Origin of the sequence: Hymenobacter cellulosivorans (assembly GCF_022919135.1) — a bacterium.
GTDB lineage: Bacteria > Bacteroidota > Bacteroidia > Cytophagales > Hymenobacteraceae > Hymenobacter > Hymenobacter cellulosivorans.
Genome location: NZ_CP095049.1, coordinates 2,782,586 through 2,799,351 on the forward strand (window position 1 = coordinate 2,782,586; position 16,766 = coordinate 2,799,351).

Sequence of the window (16,766 nt, forward strand, 5' to 3'; positions counted from 1 at the left end):
GTAGTTTTGACCTGCTACCAACCAAATGCCTTGTATGAGCTCTATTTCTCTTGTTGAAACCAACCAGCTTTCCTTTTCCTACGGCGCCCGTTCTATTCTGCACGATGTATCCCTGGCTGTACCCAAGGGGAGTATTTATGGCTTTTTGGGACCCAATGGGGCAGGCAAAAGCACAACGCTCCGGCTGCTGCTGGGCCTGTTGCAGGCCCCGGCGGGCACGGTTCGCCTTTTCGGTCACGACTTGGCCCGGCACCGCGTGGCCCTGCTCACCCGCGTGGGTGCCCTGATTGAAAACCCCTCGCTCTATGACCACCTCAGTGGCCATGCCAATCTGGAGGTAACCCGCACGTTGCGCGGCCTGGCCCGGGGCCGCTCGGAGGAAGTCTTGGCCTTGGTCGGACTCACGGAGGCGGCCCACCGTCCGGTGCGGGAATACTCGCTGGGCATGCGGCAGCGGCTCGGACTGGGCTTAGCCCTGCTGCCCGACCCCGACCTGCTCATCCTCGACGAACCCACCAACGGCCTCGACCCCAACGGCATCATCGACATGCGCGAATTGCTGCGGCGTCTGCAGCGGGAGCAGGGCAAAACCATTCTGCTCTCAAGCCACCTGATCAGCGAAATCGAGCGAGTTGCTACCCACGTGGGTATCATTCAGCACGGGCGACTGGTGTTTCAGGGCCACATGGCGGAATTGCAGAATCGGCAGCGCGACAACCAGCAGCTCCTCATCGAAACCGACAGCGCCGATACCTGCCGCAACCTGCTGCCCGCTGCGCTGGGCAGGGCCCGGGTTACGGGCGCGGGCACGTTGCTGCTGCCCTACGAGTCGCGGGAGCAAGTGGCCGAGCTGGCCCGGCAGCTGGTAGCGGCCGGTCAGCCCCTGTACCATATCAGTTGCCAGCAGCCCACGCTGGAGGAAACCTTTCTGCAACTCACCGAAACCACGCCCACCCCATGAGCCTGCCCCTGCATTCGCCCACGCCTTTTCTGCTGCTGCGTCGTACCCACACCGCCGACTGGCTTAAGCTGCGCCGTACCCTGGCGTTGTGGCTGGCCCTGGGCGGCGGGGCCTTGCCGGTATTGCTCAACTTTCTGATAATTTATTTCCGCGGCGAAAAGCTGCTGGCGGCCGGAGAGAATCCGTGGCGGCACTACATTCACATGAGCTGGCAAACGGCCTCGGTGCTGTTGCTGCCCCTATTTCTGATTCTGCTAACCAGCCTGCTGGTGGCCATCGAAAACCGCGCTACGGCCTGGAAGCACCTCTACGCCTTACCCGTCAGCCGCGGGGCCGTGCTCGGAAGCAAGCTGCTGGTCTTGCTTCAGCTCAATCTGCTGGCCCAGGTGGTGTATGTGGTTTTGCTGCTGGCTTCCGGCAAACTGCTGGGTTGGCTCCGGCCTGAGCTGCTGTTTGGGGCCTACCCGGTGCCGCTGGCCGGGGTAATACCCTTGCTGGCGCATACGTATCTGGCCACATTGGGCATTCTGGGTATTCAATACGTAGCCGCCCTATGGTGGCGTAGCTTTGCACTACCCTTCGCGTTCGGTATTGGGGGGCTGGTCGCGGCTCTGACGCTGCTACGCTGGGAGCACGTCGACTGGGTGCCCTACGCTGCTCCAACCCGAGTATTGAGCCTGGTGGGCAAAGATGCGCAGGGCCTGCTCACGGTTCAGTCCGGTATAGGCTTGGCCGAATGGAGCAGTCTGGCTTGGTTTGCCGCGGCCTTGCTGGTCGGCTACGGGCTGCTGAGCCGGTGGAAAACGGCCGACTAAGCCGCGTGCCGCTCTGTCGTTAGCGGGCCTTGAGTCGGTAGCTGGGAATGAGCTCAATAACGTCGCCCTTGGGCGACACAACGAACTCCCCACTGTCGCGCCGCACGTCGCCGTCCTTGGTTTGCTCCCGATAGCTATGGCGTACGAAGGTGCCAATCTGGGCTGTGCCGTTGGCTACTTGTGGCACTGCCGCCGGGGCCGGAGTGCTACCACTGGCGTTGAGCCGGGCCACGCTGGCCGCGTAGGCTGCCGAGTCCTGGCGGGTGTAGGGCTTGGTGTCGAACTTCTCGGCCCGGTAATCTGCCGGGCTATCGAGGCGGTTGCTCACATATTCGGACACCACTGCTTCGGCCTGCTTTTCCGGCGACGAATTGCAAGCAGCAAGGAAAGTAGCGGCGAAAAGAAAGAAGGAACTAGTTTTCATAGCACGGGTAAAGCGGCTTGCCAACGTAACACGAAGTCTGACTTCGCGAGGCGTGGACGCTGCTGCAATGGGTATCGTTTAATGTTTCGTGAAGCGCTGCTTCGCGTTGCTTGCTTAAATGCCACCGGAGTATTTGCGGGTGGCCCACTCGGCCGTAACCAGGGCCAGCAGCAGGAAAAACAGCCATTTCAGGTTAATCAAGTCCTTGAGGTCTTCCTGGCTGTAGAGCACGGGCTTGGCGTTGGCCTTCTGAATATCCTGAGTGAGCTGGGCAAACTGGCCGGGAAAATACAGGCGCGAACCACTGCGGCGGGCCAGCTGGTAGAGCAGGTTGTGGTCGGCGCGGGCCTCCAGGGTTTCGAGCTGCTGCTCCTGCACCAGCAGCTCACCGCGGTCCTGCTGGGGCTGGCCGCCGAGCGTGGCGCTGGCTGCGTAGCGGTAGAGGCCGCCGGGCAAACTGCCCAGGTGCAGGGGAGAGCCGTCTTCGCTGTTGGTGAAACTAAACGTGCGGGTGCGGTTCTGCTCGTCGGTCAGAGCCAGCTTGATCTGCTGGCCGTAAATTCGTTCGAAAATGGCGTTGTAGGTTTCAGCGGCAAAGGTCACGTCATCGGCGGTGCTGAAGGCGTCCTGAGTTGGGTACACGTCGAGACGCTTCTTGTTGGCGTTGGCCGTGAGCAGCTGCAGCGTCCGGATGATGAGCCGGTCGTAGGCCTCGGGCCGGTCGGCGTGGTCGGCGGCTTCCTGCAGGCGCCACTGCCAGCTGCCGTCCGTGAGCAGCGTCGCCTGGCGCTGGGCCGGACTACCACCGAGCACCAGCAGGGGCTTCTGGGTTTTAAGGCGTCCTACCTGCTGGTACAAGGCCACTTCAGCCCCGCTATTTACCCGCAAATCCCCGAAAGGCACGGCCGCCGGTGGGTAGGCCGCGAAGCGCCGCAGGGCATCTTCTTCGAAGGTAAAGCGCGAAAAGCTGGGGTTGAGCACGGGCGTCACCTCGTCGGTCTGGGAGCCGCGGGGCGTAATGCTCAGGCCCGTACCAAACGTGTTGTAAGCGTTGAAATCGGACTGGGCCCCCACAATGTAGAGGGTCGGAATCCGGCGGCTTTTCACCGCGGCCAGCACCTCGGCGCCCACCCCGCCCCGGGCCGGTAGCTGGTGCAGAATAGCCACGTCGTAATCCTGGGCCGCTAGGGGGGTAATGCCGGGCAGATAGGTGGTTAGGGCAAAGTTGTCGTTTTGCTGAATGGCCGCTCGCAAGGCTTTCAGATCGGGGTGAGGGGCGGCACCGGCCAGCAGCACTTTCAGCCGACCCTTCACTACTTCCACGTAGGCGCTTTTGCTGTTGTTGAGCGTCGTAAACTCGCCGGGCAGGGGCTGCACCACCACTTCGTAGCGGTGCTTGCCGGGAGCGTTGGCCGTGAGCAGGAAGGTCGTTTTCTGACTGCGGCGGCTGCCCGTGAGCGGCACACGGCGGGTTTCGAGTACCCGACCGTTTTCGCGCAACTGCACGGCGGCTTCCCCACTGCTGAAGCCGCTGTAGTCGATTTCGGCCTCCAGCGGAAACCGGTTGCCACTAAAGGCCACGCGGTTGTAGGTCAGCTGGGCCAGGCGCACGTCTTTCTTGGGTAGCGTATCACCCACCGCCACGCTGTAAATCGGGAATTGAAACTCGGAATACACCGGGCTCCGGCCCTGGTTTACAATGCCGTCCGACACGAGTACTACCCCGGCCAGATTGCGCCCGTCGTAGCTTTCCCCGATGCCGGTGAGTAGCCCGTCGAGGTCGGAAGAAGTATTTTTAAATTGTAGTGAATCCGGACGGGCCGGGCGGGCTGTGGCGCCGCCAAGCGTGCGGGTTTCGACCTGAAAGCCTTTCTCGCGTAACGCGGCCGCCAGCTGGGTAAGCCCCGTCGTAGCCTGGCTGAGCACTGGCTGGGGCGTAAACAAACCCACTGACTGGGAATTATCCACGGCCAGCACAATGGTAGGCTGTTCCTTGGTCGTCGTCGTGGTTTTGATGAAAGGCGAGAGCAGCAGAAAGCACAGAAAGCTTACCACGACGAAGCGCAAGGCGGCCAGGGCGTAGTTCACGGGCTTGCTCCAGGGAGCCTTAGCCGAGTACAGAAGAGCCGCATAACCCGCACCTACGGCCAGGCACAGCAAGATTAACCAGGGAGAAGCAGCGGTGGATAGCAAAGGCGAGGGGCGAAGAATGGAGCACTAAGAACCCGAAAACGAGCCGGGAAGTTGCTTGCAAAAAAGCAAGGCGTAGTGCCGAACACTAGAGCAGGGCGAAGTTAGGCACAGAATGGGTTCCGCGCCGCCGGGTTTCCGCTGAAGCTGCTGTGGTTAAGTATATGCAACAGCTCCTGCCATACAGCTTGGAAGGAAGGAAACCATTATCCAATGTTAGTATATATTCTGTTTGGCTATATGCTGGAACAAGAAAACATCTGGAATTTGTGTTTTATGACGACAGATATGCATAGAGTGGATTTGAACCGCTAAGGCGCAGGATATTTAAAGGCAAATAGCTTTGGAAGCAGGACGATTGGGCTTCCGCTTTCCTCGGCGCTAGAGCCTGCCGGTCTACCGTACTGTCACCAGCTCCTGGCTTTCTAGCATCCGGACCGGGGAAATGACCTTTTCATCTAGGGGAATCTGCTTGCCGTACCGCTCCCGCAGTTTGGCCTGCACGGCCGGGTGGCTCAGGTCAAACTCCCGCAGCGTCTGAAGCTGGCCGATTTCGCGGCCGGTGGCGGTTTTGTACATCTTCCAGAGCAGTTCCGAGCAGTAAATTCGCTCGTCGCTCCAGCCGAAGTATAGGTCGTAGTTTTTGCCCGCGTACTGCTGACCGGCGGCTTGCAGGCGCTGCAAGGCGGTGGGCGTCAGTACTGTTTCGGCGTCGCGCAGACGCTTTACTACGAATTTGCCATCCTTGCCGCGGGCTACCCACTTGGTCAGGGAAGTTTCGCTCACCGGCTGCACGGCCTCAAATACCCGCCACTCCGAACCTCGCCGAAACAGGATGCCGCAGTGGCTGTACTCCGACTTCGTGGCCAACTGAATGGCCCGGCTCTGCGCCGACTGTGAGGTCTGGAAAATCAGGTCCCCATCGTGAAGTTTGGGCGCCACCTGGGTCACGGCGGCAGAAGCCTGACGCATGGCCTGGTAGCGGCCAACCCGACGGGCCACGCGGGGGTAAGCCACGCCAGCCACCAGCAGAAAAACAAGCAAGGCCGCCGCTACAGCGCTTCTAAATGAAATTTTTGACTGGGCAGCAAGGGCCATAGGAAACGGTGATGGTCCATCAAACCTACCCACAAACCCTGGTTTGGACAAGGAATTACCGGCTGACTTCTCCGCGCTGCACTGAGTGTAGTGGCTACTTCTGTACCTCGGCCACCGTAGCTTCTGCCGCGGCCGGATTGGCGGCTACGCTCAAGGCTGTACCCACGGCTGCGCCGGCTACGGATTTGCGCAGCTGCAACTGGAGCTCAGGCTTGGCAGTTGTCCCGTTCCAGCCCGTGACTTTGCCCCGCACGGGCGCGCCCAGCGTGTTGGCCAGCGCCACCTGCACACTGTCGCCGGGGTGCAGCTGCTGGGCTGCGGCCGGGGTCAGGCGCACGAGTAGGCGGGTTTGGTCGGTAAGGGTGGTTAAGGGTGCTTGGGGCGTGAGCAGTTCGCCCACCTGCACCGTGGCCCGGGCCAGCACCCCGTCGTGTGGGGCATTGAGGTAGGCGGTGGCATTGGAAGAGCGCACCCGTAGCTTGGCCAGCACCTGGCCCCGGCGCACGTATTGGCCCTCGTAAAAGTAGCTTTCGACTAGTACGCTGGGCGAAGCAGCCACAATCGGGCTGGCGACAAAGCTAACTAGGCGGCTAACCGTCTGGGGGGCTGCCTTCAGGGCTATGCGGGCCGCGGGCCGGGCCGTGGAGGCTCCGGAAAAATAAGAGGCTTGCGGACGAGGCTGCGAAAAGGCTGAGCCTAAGGTAAGCAGGGTAAGCAGGGTAAAGGCTACCAGAAATTTCATGGCGAGGAGCGTCGGCACGCGCAATTCCGGAGCCCGGCGTACGGCCGGGCGCGGAAAAGGCGCTAAGACATTAGAAAGGGGAGGGCAGGTAAGGCGCGTTACGCCTATCCTATACGCTGACGAGTAAGACCCTGCTTTACTTTACGCAAGGCCATGTTTTTACAAAAAAGCGTCGCAGCAACGGGTACTAACCGCCAGTTGCTCCAGATGTTCCGGCTTCGACTGGCCGCCAGTTCCCGACAAAGGTACTGCCCGATTCCTTAGCCCAGCATTTGGCTGGCCCCAAAACGCAAAACAGCGCGAAGCCGAAGCTCCGCGCTGTCTGTAACGGGTACTGAATGAGGGTTCTCGCCTAGGTCAGCATGCCGCCGTCTACCTGCAGCACCTGGCCGCTGATGTAGCTGCTGTCGTCGGAGGCGAGGAAGGCGGTGGCTTTAGCCACGTCCTCGGGCGTGCCGCCGCGGCGCAGCGGAATAGCCTTGCGCCACTCATCCACCTGCTTGGGGTCGAGGGCATCGGTCATTTCGGTTTCGATGAAGCCTGGCGCAATGGCGTTGCAGCGGATGTTGCGCGAGCCCAGCTCCAGGGCCACCGACTTGGTAAAGCCGATAATACCGGCCTTGGAAGCGGCGTAGTTGGCCTGCCCGGCGTTGCCCTTGATGCCCACGACCGAGGTCATGTTCACGATGCTGCCGCTCTTGGCGCGCATCATGGGCTTGGTGGCGGCCTTGGTCAGGTTGAACACTGACTTCAGATTGACGGCCAGTACCTGGTCCCACTGCTGCTCACTCATGCGCATGAGCAGGCCGTCCTGGGTGATGCCGGCGTTGTTTACGAGGATGTCCAGCTTACCGAACTCGGCCACCACGTCTTCCACCAGCTTCTCGGCCTGGGCGTAGTCGGAGGCGTCGGAGCGGAAGCCTTTGATTTTGGTGCCGTGGGCCGCCAGCTCCTCTTCCAATTGCTGGCCTTTCTCCACGCTGGAGAGGTAGGTGAATGCCACATTAGCCCCAAGCTGGGCGAAATACACCGCAATGGCGCGGCCAATTCCTTTGGAAGCACCCGTAATGAGGGCCACTTTTCCGTCGAGCAGTTTCGTCATGCGGCGAAGATAGGCTGATATAGTTGTTAGTTGGTAGTTGTCAGTTGTTAGTTTTTGCGCCGGGCAAGGCCTTTGGTACTGCGAAGTTTCACTTCGCAAGGTGGCCGAATGAAAGTGGGAGCAAGGCACATGCTTGCGCAAAGCAGAACTACACGGGGCCGCCCAAAGCCAGCATTAAGTCCCATCTTCGTACCTAATTTCAGCTGCCGAACACCAGCCGAACAGCTGACAACTACCAACGAACAACCAGTACTATGCGCCACGTCGATATCTGTATTCTGGGAGCCGGGCCGGGCGGCGCATCCGCCGCACTCCACCTCGCCAATGCGGGTCAGCCGGTGCTGCTGCTGGATAAGGCCGTATTCCCACGCGACAAAATCTGCGGCGACGCGCTTAGTGGCAAGGTGCTTAGCGAACTGCGCCGCCTGGGTCCCGAGCTGCCGGCCCGCCTTGCCGCCTCGGCCGGGCAGGTGCCATCCTGGGGCATCGACTTCTTCGCGCCCAACGGGCAGCGCCTGGGCGTGCCCTTTCAGCCGCGCTACAATAAGACCGTGGATGCTGCCGCCGGCCACGTCATGAAGCGCCTGGATTTCGACAACTTCCTGGTAGAGGAAGTGCGTAGGCGGCCCGAAATCGAGCTGCTGGAAGGCGTGGACGTGGCCCCGCCCGAACGCACGGCTGAGGGCCGCTGGCTGGTGCGCTCGGGTGGGGGAGATGAAATAGCCTCGGCCCGGCTGCTACTGGTAGCCAACGGGGCCCAGTCGGCCTTTGCACGCCAGATTGCGGGGCATGCTCTGGAGCCGGCCCACCACTGCGCCGGGGTGCGGGCCTACTACGAAGGTGTGACGGGCCTAAGTCCCGACAACTTTATCGAGCTGCACTTTATCCAGGATTTTTTACCGGGCTACCTGTGGGTTTTTCCCTTGCCCAACGGGCAGGCCAACGTAGGCGCCGGCATGCTGACCAAGGCCGTATCGGCCAAAAAGGTAAACCTGCGGGAGCGAATGACCGAAATGCTGGCTACCCACCCGGCCCTGAAAGACCGGTTTCGGGATGCCAAGCGCCTCGGCCCAATAAAAGGGTTCGGCTTGCCCCTGGGCTCCAGGCGGCGCGTTATTTCCGGCGACGGTTACCTTCTGCTCGGCGACGCGGCTTCTCTGATTGACCCGTTCAGCGGGGAAGGCATCAGTCACGCCATGGTAAGCGGCCGGCACGCCGCCGACTGGGCCGCCCGCGCCCTGGCCGCCCACGACACTTCCGCCGCCTTCCTGCGGCAGTACGACGCGGCCGTGTACCGCCGCCTGGGCCAGGAACTGCGCCTGAGTCACTGGCTGCAACGCCTGCTGCAGTTTCCCAGCCTGTTCAACTTCGTAGCCAACCGTGCCGCCAACAACCCGACGCTGGCCGAAACCATTTCCGGCATGTTCCTCGACCTTGATCTGCGGGAACGGCTGCGCCAACCCAGCTTCTACCTCAAGCTGCTCTTCGGCCGGAAGTAAGGTTTAGTTGCTGGTTGTTCGTTGCCAGCTGTTCGGTTTTAGGATGTCATCCTAAGCATTCCGCGCATGAGGCGGCGAGGGACCTTCCTGACCTAAGTGACAAAGCCCTTTACCGCAGTAGTGGTAAAGGGCTTTTGCCTATTGGTATAATGTGCAGTGGGGTAGGCGAGGCATATCCTTTGCTTCGCGCCGTTCAAGATGACAGTCGTATGCTAACAACTGACAATCAGTAACTAAGTCCTACTCTTTGCCTGCGTAGCGGCGCAGGCTCTTGTTGGCTTCGGGGTTTAGCTTGGTGGCCTTTTCTAGGTCGGTTTGGGCTTCTTTGGGCTTGTTGATGGAGGAGTAGCTGATACCGCGGTATTCCCAGGCGTCGGCGTAGCTGCTGTCGATGCTGATGGCGCGGGTGAAGTCGGGAATGGCGCCTTTGAAGTTGAAGAGCTGCATTTTAGCTGCACCTCGCCCGAAATAAGCCTCCTTATCGTCGGGGCGGTACTTGAGGGCCTTGGTAAAGTCGCTGATGGCGGGCGTGTATTCCTTGAGTTTGAGGCGGGTCAGGCCCCGGCTGTAGTAAGCCTCGGCGTTGGTGGGCTTCAGGCGCAGGGCCGCGTTGTAATCCACTAAGGCCTCGCGGTAATCTTTCAGGTGGCTTTTGGCTTTGGCCCGCAGCAACAACGCATCTGCGTCGCGGGGCTTGGCTTTCAGCGCCACGTCGGCCGTGCGGATATCCGCTTTGTAGTCGGCGTTGTTCTTGCGGGCCGCCGGCTCCACTACTGGCATCGTAGCGGCCGTGCCAGGGCTGGTGGCAGGTGCAGAAGCAACGGCCGAAGCCGTGGCCCCGGTCGAGGCATCCGTCACGGCTGGAGCCGTGGGTACCCGCGGGGTCGAAACCTCCGTGGCTGTGGCCCGGCCCGAGCCGGGCGTGTCCTTTTCGGCCGTGGATGCGCACTGGGTAGTAAGCAGAACCGTAGCGGTAGCCGCCACGAAGTAGAGTATGCGGTTTTTCATTTCGTAAAAAGCAGATAGTCAAAAGAAACTTCACGTACCAACGCGGTGCCGGAGGGCCGCCCATCGGGGCTTTCCGTGCACTCAGCGTGTAGACGTGAAGTCGCCGCAGAGGTTGTGCTTTTTTCGAAAAAAGCGCCCCGGCCGGGCTGGTCGGGGCGCTTCATAAAGCTGGGCTGTAGTCGGCCCGTTACTTCGATGGACGGTAGCGCTTCAGCGTCTTGGCCGCCTCGGGGTTCAGGGCCGCGGCTTTCTCCAGATCCTGCACGGCCAGGGCATCCTGACCCGAGTAGGAATAGCACACTCCGCGGTATTCGAGGGCATCGGCATTTTCGGGCTCCTGCTCAATGATGGCCCCAAAATCGGGAATAGCGCCTTTGAAGTTCTGCATTTTCATACGGGCCACCCCCCGGTAGAGCAGGCTGGGCTTGTGCTTGGGGTCGGCCTTGAGAATTTTGGTGAAGTCGTTATTGGCTTGCTGAAACATCTCCCCGCGCAGGTAGGCCGTGCCCCGCAGATATAACCATTCCTGATTGGTGGGCTGGGTGCGTAGCAAAGCAGTATAGTCGGCCACGGCTTCCTCGTAGTCTTTCAGCTCCAGGTGGGCCGTGGCCCGGCTCAGGCGGGCGTCCACGTCTTTGGGCTTGGTTTTGAGCGTGGCGTCGGCCGCTTTGATCTGGGCTTTGTACTCGCTGTTGGAAAGGCGCTTGGCCGGAGCAGCGGCCATGCTGGTCGTGGCTACGGGGGCGGCAGCCACTGCCGGCACCAGCGACTGGGCATGGGCCGCCGGCAAAGCCAGGGCGCTGAAAAGCAGGAAGGCGGAAACGTGTTTCATCTGGTAGTTTGGGTTGAGTTCGGAGTAGAAATCGGGGGCAGAAAAAACTCTCCCGGCGGTAGCGGAGCCCACCCGCCAAGCCGCTGCCATGACCAAGTGCGGGAAGACGGATTCGCTCCTTATCTTTACCGCACCAGAATGAGCCGTCGCAAGCCCGCTGGCAGATTCAATTCGTTACCACTGAAGAGTTGTTTTCCTGGTAAGGATAAAACAATTCTTTACAAAACACAAACTAATATGGCATTGCAATACGACCTAGTCGTTATCGGCAGCGGCCCCGGAGGCTACGTAGCTGCTATTCGGGCTTCCCAGCTCGGCTTGAAGGTAGGCGTGGTAGAGCGCGAGTCGCTCGGCGGAATCTGCCTGAACTGGGGCTGCATCCCGACCAAAGCCCTGCTCAAAACGGCTCAGGTGTATGAGTACCTTCAGCACGCCCAGGACTACGGCCTGACGGTGGGCGAAACGGGCTTCGACTTCGAGGCTGTTATCAAGCGCAGCCGCGGCGTGGCCGATGGCATGAGCAAAGGCATCAATTTCCTGTTCAAAAAGAATAAAATCGAAACCGTATCGGGCGTGGGCAAGCTGCTGGCCCCCGGCAAGGTGGAGGTAACCAAAGCCGACGGCTCGAAAGAAACCGTAGAGGCCAAGCACATCATTCTGGCTACCGGCGCCCGTTCGCGCGAGCTGCCCGCCTTGCCGATTGATGGCAAGAAAATCATCGGCTACCGCCAGGCCATGGTGCTGCCTTCCTTGCCCAAGAAAATGGTGGTTGTGGGCTCGGGCGCCATCGGCGTCGAGTTTGCCTACTTCTACCGCACCATGGGCACCGAGGTAACGGTGGTGGAATACCTGCCCCGCATCGTGCCGGTGGAAGACGAGGAAGTGTCGCGGCAGATGGAGAAATCCTTCAAGAAAATCGGTATTGAGGTCATGACCTCGGCCGAGGTAACGAAGGTGGATACCAGCGGCGAAGGCTGCAACGTGACTATCAAAACGGCTAAAGGCGACCAGCAGATTGCCTGCGACGTAGTACTGAGCGCCGCCGGCGTGGTTACCAACCTCGAAAACCTGGGCCTGGAAGAGCTGGGCATCAAGGTGGAGAAGGGCCGCGTGATTGTGGACGACTACTACCAGACCAACGTGCCCGGCATCTACGCCATCGGCGACATCGTGCCCGGCCCGGCGCTGGCCCACGTGGCTTCGGCCGAAGGTATCATCTGCGTTGAGCAGATTACCGGTCACCACCCCGAGCCGCTCAACTACCAGAACATTCCCGGCTGCACCTACGCCCAGCCCGAAATTGCCTCGGTAGGCCTCACCGAGAAAGAGGCCCGCGACAAAGGCTTCGACGTGCTGGTGGGTAAGTTCCCCTTCTCGGCCTCAGGCAAGGCCTCGGCCGCCGGCGCTAAGGACGGCTTCGTGAAGGTTATCTTCGACAAGAAGTACGGTGAGTGGCTGGGTGCCCACATGATTGGCTCCAACGTCACGGAAATGATTGCCGAGGTAGTCGTAGCCCGCAAGCTCGAAACCACCGGCCACGAAATCATCAAGGCCGTGCACCCGCACCCCACCATGTCGGAAGCCGTGATGGAAGCCGCCGCCGCCGCGTACGGCGAGGTGATTCACCTGTAAGCTGTTTCTAACTAGTTTATAAAAAAGGCCCGCTGCAGCAGTGCAGCGGGCCTTTTTGTGTCCGAAACAAGCCGAAAGTAGCGACGGGCAGGCCCCGGTGCTTACTTTTTGGTCATGTAATAAAATTCCCGCTCTAACTCGTGCTTCATCTTGCTCACCCCCCGACGCATCATGAAATACGGAATGCCGAGCATGAACAAAGCGTGGAAAAAAATTAACGGCAAGGCTACGAAAGCCTGACCATCATTCCTGCCTGCCGATACAAGAAAGCCTACCAGGAAGATGGCGTAGAACACCAGGATGAAGCCGAAAAAGGGAATCATCAAACCGGAGAAGCCATTCACTTCGGTAGCAATAACTACGTTCTGGTCCTGCTGCGTGAAGCTACCTTCAGCTGCGGCCAGACTCATGTTGGCATCAAAAAACTTCCTTTTCCTCTTGATCTTAAAACCGTTGGCATAAACGTGGCCGCGGTACTCGTTCTTGCTGGAAGAAAACATATCGAAAGCGCCGGAGAAAACTCCCGTGTCGCCTTCGTCAACCGAATTCTGAAACTTGGCCACGAACTCAGCCTGCTGAATTGGGACTTCAGTCGTAAAATAATCGACGAGTTTGAGCTTGGTAAGGATATCTTTCATGAATTCGGTGGCGGAGAGTAAGGGTTCTTACTTAATAGTTGGGGGATAAAGTAGCCAACATAGGATGCCGGTAGGATTTTAGTCCGGGTAATAATACTCCAGCGTGTGAGCAGCCCCACTACCGGTTCCTCTGGTAATTACCCGAAAATCCAGCTTGCCATTGTTTTCAAACCATTAACAGTGCCCACAAATAGGCCAATAAGCAAAATAAAAAATACAGCCTGCAGGCCATAGGTCATTAGCTTATCGAATAGCGTTGACGACACAGTATGCGCAACCTCTGGCTCTGGGCGGCCCGCCAGCGGCTCGATATACTGCATGAATACCTCGCCATCCAGCCACTCCTGCTCTGCAAAACCAAGCGGGATGATGGATTTCGTTTCATGCGCCAGCGTTTCATCTACCCGAGCCGCGGCTTGCAGCATTTCAGCGGCAAAAAGCTGTAACCCCTGCTTGTTGGCGCGGATAAAGCTTTCGTCAGGCCCGCCGCCGTACTGGAAAATGCCAAAAGAGGCTTCCGTCGCGGGCGTCTCGGCGGCGAGCCTGGCAGTAAAGTCGGCAATTTCTTCGGGCGTCATCAGCAGAGGCAAGCTAAGGTAGCGGCAGCCCCAGACCGAACTCCTGGCAAGAACGTAACAGTCGGCTGCTATTGGCGCAAGTTAGCCAGATACCCTTCCACTTTGGCGTCGAGCTGCGGCCACTTTTCGCGGTTGGCAAAGGTATACTCGCGGTAGCAGGCCAAAAAGGCTTCGGTTTCCTGCTGCACCGGCAGCAGTTCCTCGGGCGGGCCGCCGGCAGCCTGCTCGTAGTCGGCAGCCAGGGCGTAGATCCAGCCCACTTCCTGATCGGAATGTACCAGGGTGCGCAGGCGGTACAGGGAGCGAATCAGCTGGCTGAGCGGCCAGCGGCCCGTGGCCCATTGCTGTTGCAGCCAGCCTAGCAGGGGCCGGGCCGAGTAAGCTTCGGCAGGAAAGGCGGATTTGAGGTAGGTCGGGACCCGGGGCTTACCGGTGCGCAACAGGCCGTAAAGCGTCACGAAAAACTCCTGCGGCTCCTCGTCGCGCCATAGTGCTTCGTCGGTCCAGTCGCTCACATCAGCCAGGGTGAGCAGTTCGAGCAGCAACCCGAGGCGCACGTAAAAGGCGGCCTCCTGCGTTTGTAATTCCCGTAATTCCGCATCCAGATTCATGCCTTCAGCCGAAATAGTGAGGTGTACTTCTCCTATACGGAAAAGTAGCTTGTCTGGTAAATGTCTTCTAATCGCCTCGTTAGCGCCGGCAAGTGCGCAGCAACGAATCCAGCTCGATGCGGTAGATGCCGAGCAAACCCAGCGAATCCTGAGCGAAATGCTTGGCCACACTGCATCCTGGCAGGGTCAGCAGCAGGAAGGCTAACTCCGCATAAATTATATATTTCGGTAGTCAGGCTTCCCAAGGCCTTGCAGACAGGTTTAGTTGGTAGGATGTATAATGCAGACGGGGTGGGCCACGAGCATAAGGTGAAGCAGTAGGTTGCGATGAGCAGCGAGGCGGCTACTGGTCGGCCAGCGGATAGTTGAGGAGTTGATGCGAATGGGCCCACTGCTCGGCAAGCCGGATTTCGCTGATCGGCAGCTTGGTTTCGCTGCTGATGGTGGCGTAGCTCTTGTAGTTATTCAGCGACTTAAGAATGTAGTCGTTTTCAACCCGCTGTAAGTCCACACCGACGGCGCTGAGCTGTCGGCTGATAGCTGGGTCCAGGCTCTTGAGCGGCTTGCCCATGTTGTTGGTAATCGTGTAGTAAATGGCGTACCCGAAAGGGTCGTAGCTGAAGTCGGGGTCCCAGACGTAAAATGTGCGTATTTTTTTGCCGTTGGCAATAAAAACGGCCCGGTTGCGCATTCCTGCAGGGTCGGTTTTGATGTAGGTATTACCAATAATAGCTTCCAGGTATTGCATGGAGCCATTTTCCCCAAATGCTTTGGCGAGCTTGATGTAGTCAGCTTTGCTAGCAGCCTCGAACTCGTGGCCGTGCTTGGCAAAGTGAATGTCGCCCTGCTCGCCTTCAAAAGAGCTGAACTTGCCTGGAACGATACTGGCCTGATCTTGCCCGCTCAGGGCCAGATCAAACGTGAGAGTTTCGGCCTGCGGTGTCTGGGGCAGTTGGGGGCGGCTCCACCCTGAGTCAGGTGAGCCAGCAGTTTTTCAATGCCCGCCTGGTTTTTCTGGGCCCAAGTACTTCTCTTATTGACAGCGGGCTTAATATCGCGCTGTAGGGCCTCAATTAAGGATTTGACGCCGTTCTTATCCTCTTTTTCGAGCAGGCTTTGAGCCAGCTTCTCAAGCTCGGCAAAATCAGCAAATTTTTCTGTGTTGTATCTTGCCTGCTGCTCCTCGGGGCCAGTAAAAAAGGATGCTCGCTGCACCACGGCCTGGGCTGCGGGTTGGGTCCGGTTGTCGGCCATGGCTTGGTAGGCTTGCAACTGCCGTACCTGTGGGCTGTCATCGGCCTTTTCCTGCAGCCTTCGCTGCACTGCCGCATCGGAGCGGTTGTTGAGAAGGCCTGTTGGCCGTTTGACGGCGTGAGCAGTGGGCGTTGCTTCAGCTGCGGAGGCAGCTTTGCGCTCCGAAATTTTGTCTGTAGAAATAGCCATAATCAAGATTATTGGGTAGCAGCATACCGCGAACCTGCTGTCCGGCTGAAGGTATTGCTATGCAAGTCAACAATCAAGTACTGAGCTGTTTCATATACAGTAGCAGGCCGTGCTAACTGTTGGCACGGGGGCGGACTAGCTACGCCGCCCGGTGCTCGCGCAGCTAGTCCGCCACCGTTTCCAGGGGCACGGCGGCTGGGTCCGGGGCGGGTTTGGGCTTACGGCTCACCAGGAATACGCCCCCGAAAATAAGAGCCGCCTGCAAGGCCCGGGCCCAGGTGAAATGGTCCTTGCCCAACGCTACGGCAATAAGCACGGCCAGAATCGGCTGTAGGTAGATGTACACGCCCAGCAGGGCGGGGGAGGCGTACTTTAGGGCCCAGTTGTTGAGCAGATAAGCCAGAATTGTCAGGCAGACAATCATGTACACGATTTCAGCCCAGATGTAGAGCGGGAAGCTGGCGTAGTCGGCCGAAAGGGCGCCGCGCCAGCCAAAAGGTACGGCCACGAAGGCCCCGACCAGGAAAATGCGGGCCAGCACCGTGAATGGGTGGTACTTGCGCATCAGCGGCGTCACAATAACCAGGTACACCCCGAAAGCCGTGGCGTTAAGCAGAATAAACAGGTTGCCCAACATGGCGTTGGGGTACACTGTGGTGCCCACTTCCCGGCTCAGAATGACAGTAGCCGCCCCAATAGCACCAAGAGCAATGCCCAGCACCCGCAGCAGAGTTATTTTCTCGCGCAGCAGCACGGCCGAGGCAATGACGACCACAATCGGGGCAATGGTTTGCAGCAGGGAGGCATTGATGGGCGAGGTCAGGTTTAGGCCCGAAAAGAACAGCAGCTGATTGCCGCCAATGCCGATAAGCCCGCACAGAATTGCCCGGATGTTGTCGGCCCGGCCCACGATACGGTCGTGGGGTGCCACCAGCCGGCTGACGACGGCAAAGAACAGGGCCGCACCCAGAATCCGCAGGGTCACGATGCCGAAGGGCCCCATGTAGTGCGGCATGACATCTTTGGACAAGCTGTAGTTGGCCGCGTAAATGACGGCCACCACGAATAAAGCCGCATGGACGCGGAGCGTATTTTTCATCGGCGGCAAAGGTAGGACAGGAACCGTGCGTGAGGTGCACGAGTAACCACGGCCGGGCTTGGGAGTTTTCTTGTGGGCTCGTCCCAAACGCCAC

Annotated in this window: 17 protein-coding genes; 4 read left to right on the top strand and 13 right to left on the bottom strand. The window is 59.4% G+C overall.

Translation table 11 applies throughout. The features are described 5' to 3' along the window. Positions 1 to 34 precede the first annotated feature (34 nt). Both MUN80_RS11805 and MUN80_RS11810 read left to right on the top strand, forming a co-directional pair. Entirely contained in the window at positions 35 to 961 is a 927-nt protein-coding gene (locus MUN80_RS11805) for an ABC transporter ATP-binding protein (protein ID WP_244724117.1), read from the top strand. Continuing rightward, entirely contained in the window at positions 958 to 1,776 is an 819-nt protein-coding gene (locus MUN80_RS11810) for an ABC transporter permease (protein WP_244724120.1), read from the top strand. Before MUN80_RS11805 ends, MUN80_RS11810 begins: the two co-directional genes overlap by 4 nt. Before the next feature lie 19 nt (positions 1,777 to 1,795). On the opposite strand, the gene MUN80_RS11815 is transcribed toward MUN80_RS11810, so the two are convergent. The 5 genes from MUN80_RS11815 to fabG form a co-directional block, all read right to left on the bottom strand. Further along, entirely contained in the window at positions 1,796 to 2,200 is a 405-nt protein-coding gene (locus MUN80_RS11815; protein ID WP_244724123.1) for a hypothetical protein, read from the bottom strand. A 114-nt stretch (positions 2,201 to 2,314) separates the two neighbouring features. Continuing rightward, the gene (locus MUN80_RS11820; protein WP_244724125.1) at positions 2,315 to 4,360 is read right to left on the bottom strand and encodes a VWA domain-containing protein; all 2,046 of its coding nucleotides are present in this window, start codon (positions 4,358 to 4,360) and stop codon (positions 2,315 to 2,317) included. 426 nt (positions 4,361 to 4,786) lie between these two features. Next, positions 4,787 to 5,434, bottom strand: coding sequence for a YiiX family permuted papain-like enzyme (locus MUN80_RS11825; protein ID WP_244724128.1), 648 nt, complete (start codon positions 5,432 to 5,434; stop codon positions 4,787 to 4,789). Positions 5,435 to 5,582: 148 nt separating this feature from the next. Beyond that, positions 5,583 to 6,230: an HlyD family secretion protein gene (locus MUN80_RS11830; protein WP_244724131.1), complete on the bottom strand. Its 648-nt coding sequence runs from the start codon at positions 6,228 to 6,230 to the stop codon at positions 5,583 to 5,585. A 352-nt stretch (positions 6,231 to 6,582) separates the two neighbouring features. Continuing rightward, positions 6,583 to 7,332: a 3-oxoacyl-[acyl-carrier-protein] reductase gene (gene fabG, locus MUN80_RS11835; RefSeq protein WP_244724134.1), complete on the bottom strand. Its 750-nt coding sequence runs from the start codon at positions 7,330 to 7,332 to the stop codon at positions 6,583 to 6,585. A 254-nt stretch (positions 7,333 to 7,586) separates the two neighbouring features. Between fabG and MUN80_RS11840 the strand changes: the two genes are divergently transcribed. Continuing rightward, positions 7,587 to 8,831, top strand: coding sequence for an NAD(P)/FAD-dependent oxidoreductase (locus MUN80_RS11840; protein ID WP_244724136.1), 1,245 nt, complete (start codon positions 7,587 to 7,589; stop codon positions 8,829 to 8,831). 240 nt (positions 8,832 to 9,071) lie between these two features. On the opposite strand, the gene MUN80_RS11845 is transcribed toward MUN80_RS11840, so the two are convergent. Together MUN80_RS11845 and MUN80_RS11850 are read right to left on the bottom strand one after the other, a co-directional pair. Next, entirely contained in the window at positions 9,072 to 9,839 is a 768-nt protein-coding gene (locus MUN80_RS11845; protein ID WP_244724138.1) for a tetratricopeptide repeat protein, read from the bottom strand. A 187-nt stretch (positions 9,840 to 10,026) separates the two neighbouring features. Next, positions 10,027 to 10,671 carry a tetratricopeptide repeat protein gene (locus MUN80_RS11850; protein ID WP_244724141.1) on the bottom strand — a complete coding sequence of 215 codons (645 nt, stop codon included), beginning with the start codon at positions 10,669 to 10,671 and terminating at the stop codon, positions 10,027 to 10,029. Between the two features lie 237 nt (positions 10,672 to 10,908). Here MUN80_RS11850 and lpdA point away from each other — a divergent pair, with 237 nt between their 5' ends. Beyond that, on the top strand, positions 10,909 to 12,303 hold the full coding sequence (lpdA, locus tag MUN80_RS11855) for a dihydrolipoyl dehydrogenase (RefSeq protein WP_244724143.1): 1,395 nt from the start codon (positions 10,909 to 10,911) through the stop codon (positions 12,301 to 12,303). 101 nt (positions 12,304 to 12,404) lie between these two features. On the opposite strand, the gene MUN80_RS11860 is transcribed toward lpdA, so the two are convergent. The 6 genes from MUN80_RS11860 to MUN80_RS11885 form a co-directional block, all read right to left on the bottom strand. Then, positions 12,405 to 12,941 (bottom strand): hypothetical protein, encoded by a 537-nt coding sequence (locus MUN80_RS11860; RefSeq protein WP_244724145.1) that lies wholly within the window; start codon positions 12,939 to 12,941, stop codon positions 12,405 to 12,407. Between the two features lie 137 nt (positions 12,942 to 13,078). Then, the gene (locus MUN80_RS11865; protein ID WP_244724148.1) at positions 13,079 to 13,519 is read right to left on the bottom strand and encodes a hypothetical protein; all 441 of its coding nucleotides are present in this window, start codon (positions 13,517 to 13,519) and stop codon (positions 13,079 to 13,081) included. 68 nt (positions 13,520 to 13,587) lie between these two features. Continuing rightward, positions 13,588 to 14,130: a hypothetical protein gene (locus MUN80_RS11870; RefSeq protein WP_244724151.1), complete on the bottom strand. Its 543-nt coding sequence runs from the start codon at positions 14,128 to 14,130 to the stop codon at positions 13,588 to 13,590. A 343-nt stretch (positions 14,131 to 14,473) separates the two neighbouring features. Then, positions 14,474 to 14,878 carry a hypothetical protein gene (locus MUN80_RS11875; RefSeq protein ID WP_244724154.1) on the bottom strand — a complete coding sequence of 135 codons (405 nt, stop codon included), beginning with the start codon at positions 14,876 to 14,878 and terminating at the stop codon, positions 14,474 to 14,476. A gap of 155 nt (positions 14,879 to 15,033) precedes the next feature. Further along, positions 15,034 to 15,573 carry a hypothetical protein gene (locus tag MUN80_RS11880; RefSeq protein WP_244724156.1) on the bottom strand — a complete coding sequence of 180 codons (540 nt, stop codon included), beginning with the start codon at positions 15,571 to 15,573 and terminating at the stop codon, positions 15,034 to 15,036. Between the two features lie 163 nt (positions 15,574 to 15,736). Continuing rightward, positions 15,737 to 16,672: a DMT family transporter gene (locus MUN80_RS11885; protein ID WP_244724159.1), complete on the bottom strand. Its 936-nt coding sequence runs from the start codon at positions 16,670 to 16,672 to the stop codon at positions 15,737 to 15,739. Positions 16,673 to 16,766 lie beyond the last annotated feature (94 nt).

Bases quoted from the DNA above. Each gene is read 5' to 3' on its own strand.
- fabG (WP_244724134.1), bottom strand. From the start codon at position 7,332: ATGACGAAACTGCTCGACGGAAAAGTGGCCCTCATTACGGGTGCTTCC.
- MUN80_RS11810 (WP_244724120.1), top strand. From the start codon at position 958: ATGAGCCTGCCCCTGCATTCGCCCACGCCTTTTCTGCTGCTGCGTCGT.
- MUN80_RS11830 (WP_244724131.1), bottom strand. From the start codon at position 6,230: ATGAAATTTCTGGTAGCCTTTACCCTGCTTACCCTGCTTACCTTAGGC.
- MUN80_RS11850 (WP_244724141.1), bottom strand. From the start codon at position 10,671: ATGAAACACGTTTCCGCCTTCCTGCTTTTCAGCGCCCTGGCTTTGCCG.
- MUN80_RS11865 (WP_244724148.1), bottom strand. From the start codon at position 13,519: ATGACGCCCGAAGAAATTGCCGACTTTACTGCCAGGCTCGCCGCCGAG.
- MUN80_RS11870 (WP_244724151.1), bottom strand. From the start codon at position 14,130: ATGAATCTGGATGCGGAATTACGGGAATTACAAACGCAGGAGGCCGCC.
- MUN80_RS11845 (WP_244724138.1), bottom strand. From the start codon at position 9,839: ATGAAAAACCGCATACTCTACTTCGTGGCGGCTACCGCTACGGTTCTG.
- lpdA (WP_244724143.1), top strand. From the start codon at position 10,909: ATGGCATTGCAATACGACCTAGTCGTTATCGGCAGCGGCCCCGGAGGC.
- MUN80_RS11880 (WP_244724156.1), bottom strand. From the start codon at position 15,573: ATGGCTATTTCTACAGACAAAATTTCGGAGCGCAAAGCTGCCTCCGCA.
- MUN80_RS11805 (WP_244724117.1), top strand. From the start codon at position 35: ATGAGCTCTATTTCTCTTGTTGAAACCAACCAGCTTTCCTTTTCCTAC.
- MUN80_RS11885 (WP_244724159.1), bottom strand. From the start codon at position 16,672: ATGAAAAATACGCTCCGCGTCCATGCGGCTTTATTCGTGGTGGCCGTC.
- MUN80_RS11815 (WP_244724123.1), bottom strand. From the start codon at position 2,200: ATGAAAACTAGTTCCTTCTTTCTTTTCGCCGCTACTTTCCTTGCTGCT.
- MUN80_RS11875 (WP_244724154.1), bottom strand. From the start codon at position 14,878: ATGCAATACCTGGAAGCTATTATTGGTAATACCTACATCAAAACCGAC.
- MUN80_RS11840 (WP_244724136.1), top strand. From the start codon at position 7,587: ATGCGCCACGTCGATATCTGTATTCTGGGAGCCGGGCCGGGCGGCGCA.
- MUN80_RS11860 (WP_244724145.1), bottom strand. From the start codon at position 12,941: ATGAAAGATATCCTTACCAAGCTCAAACTCGTCGATTATTTTACGACT.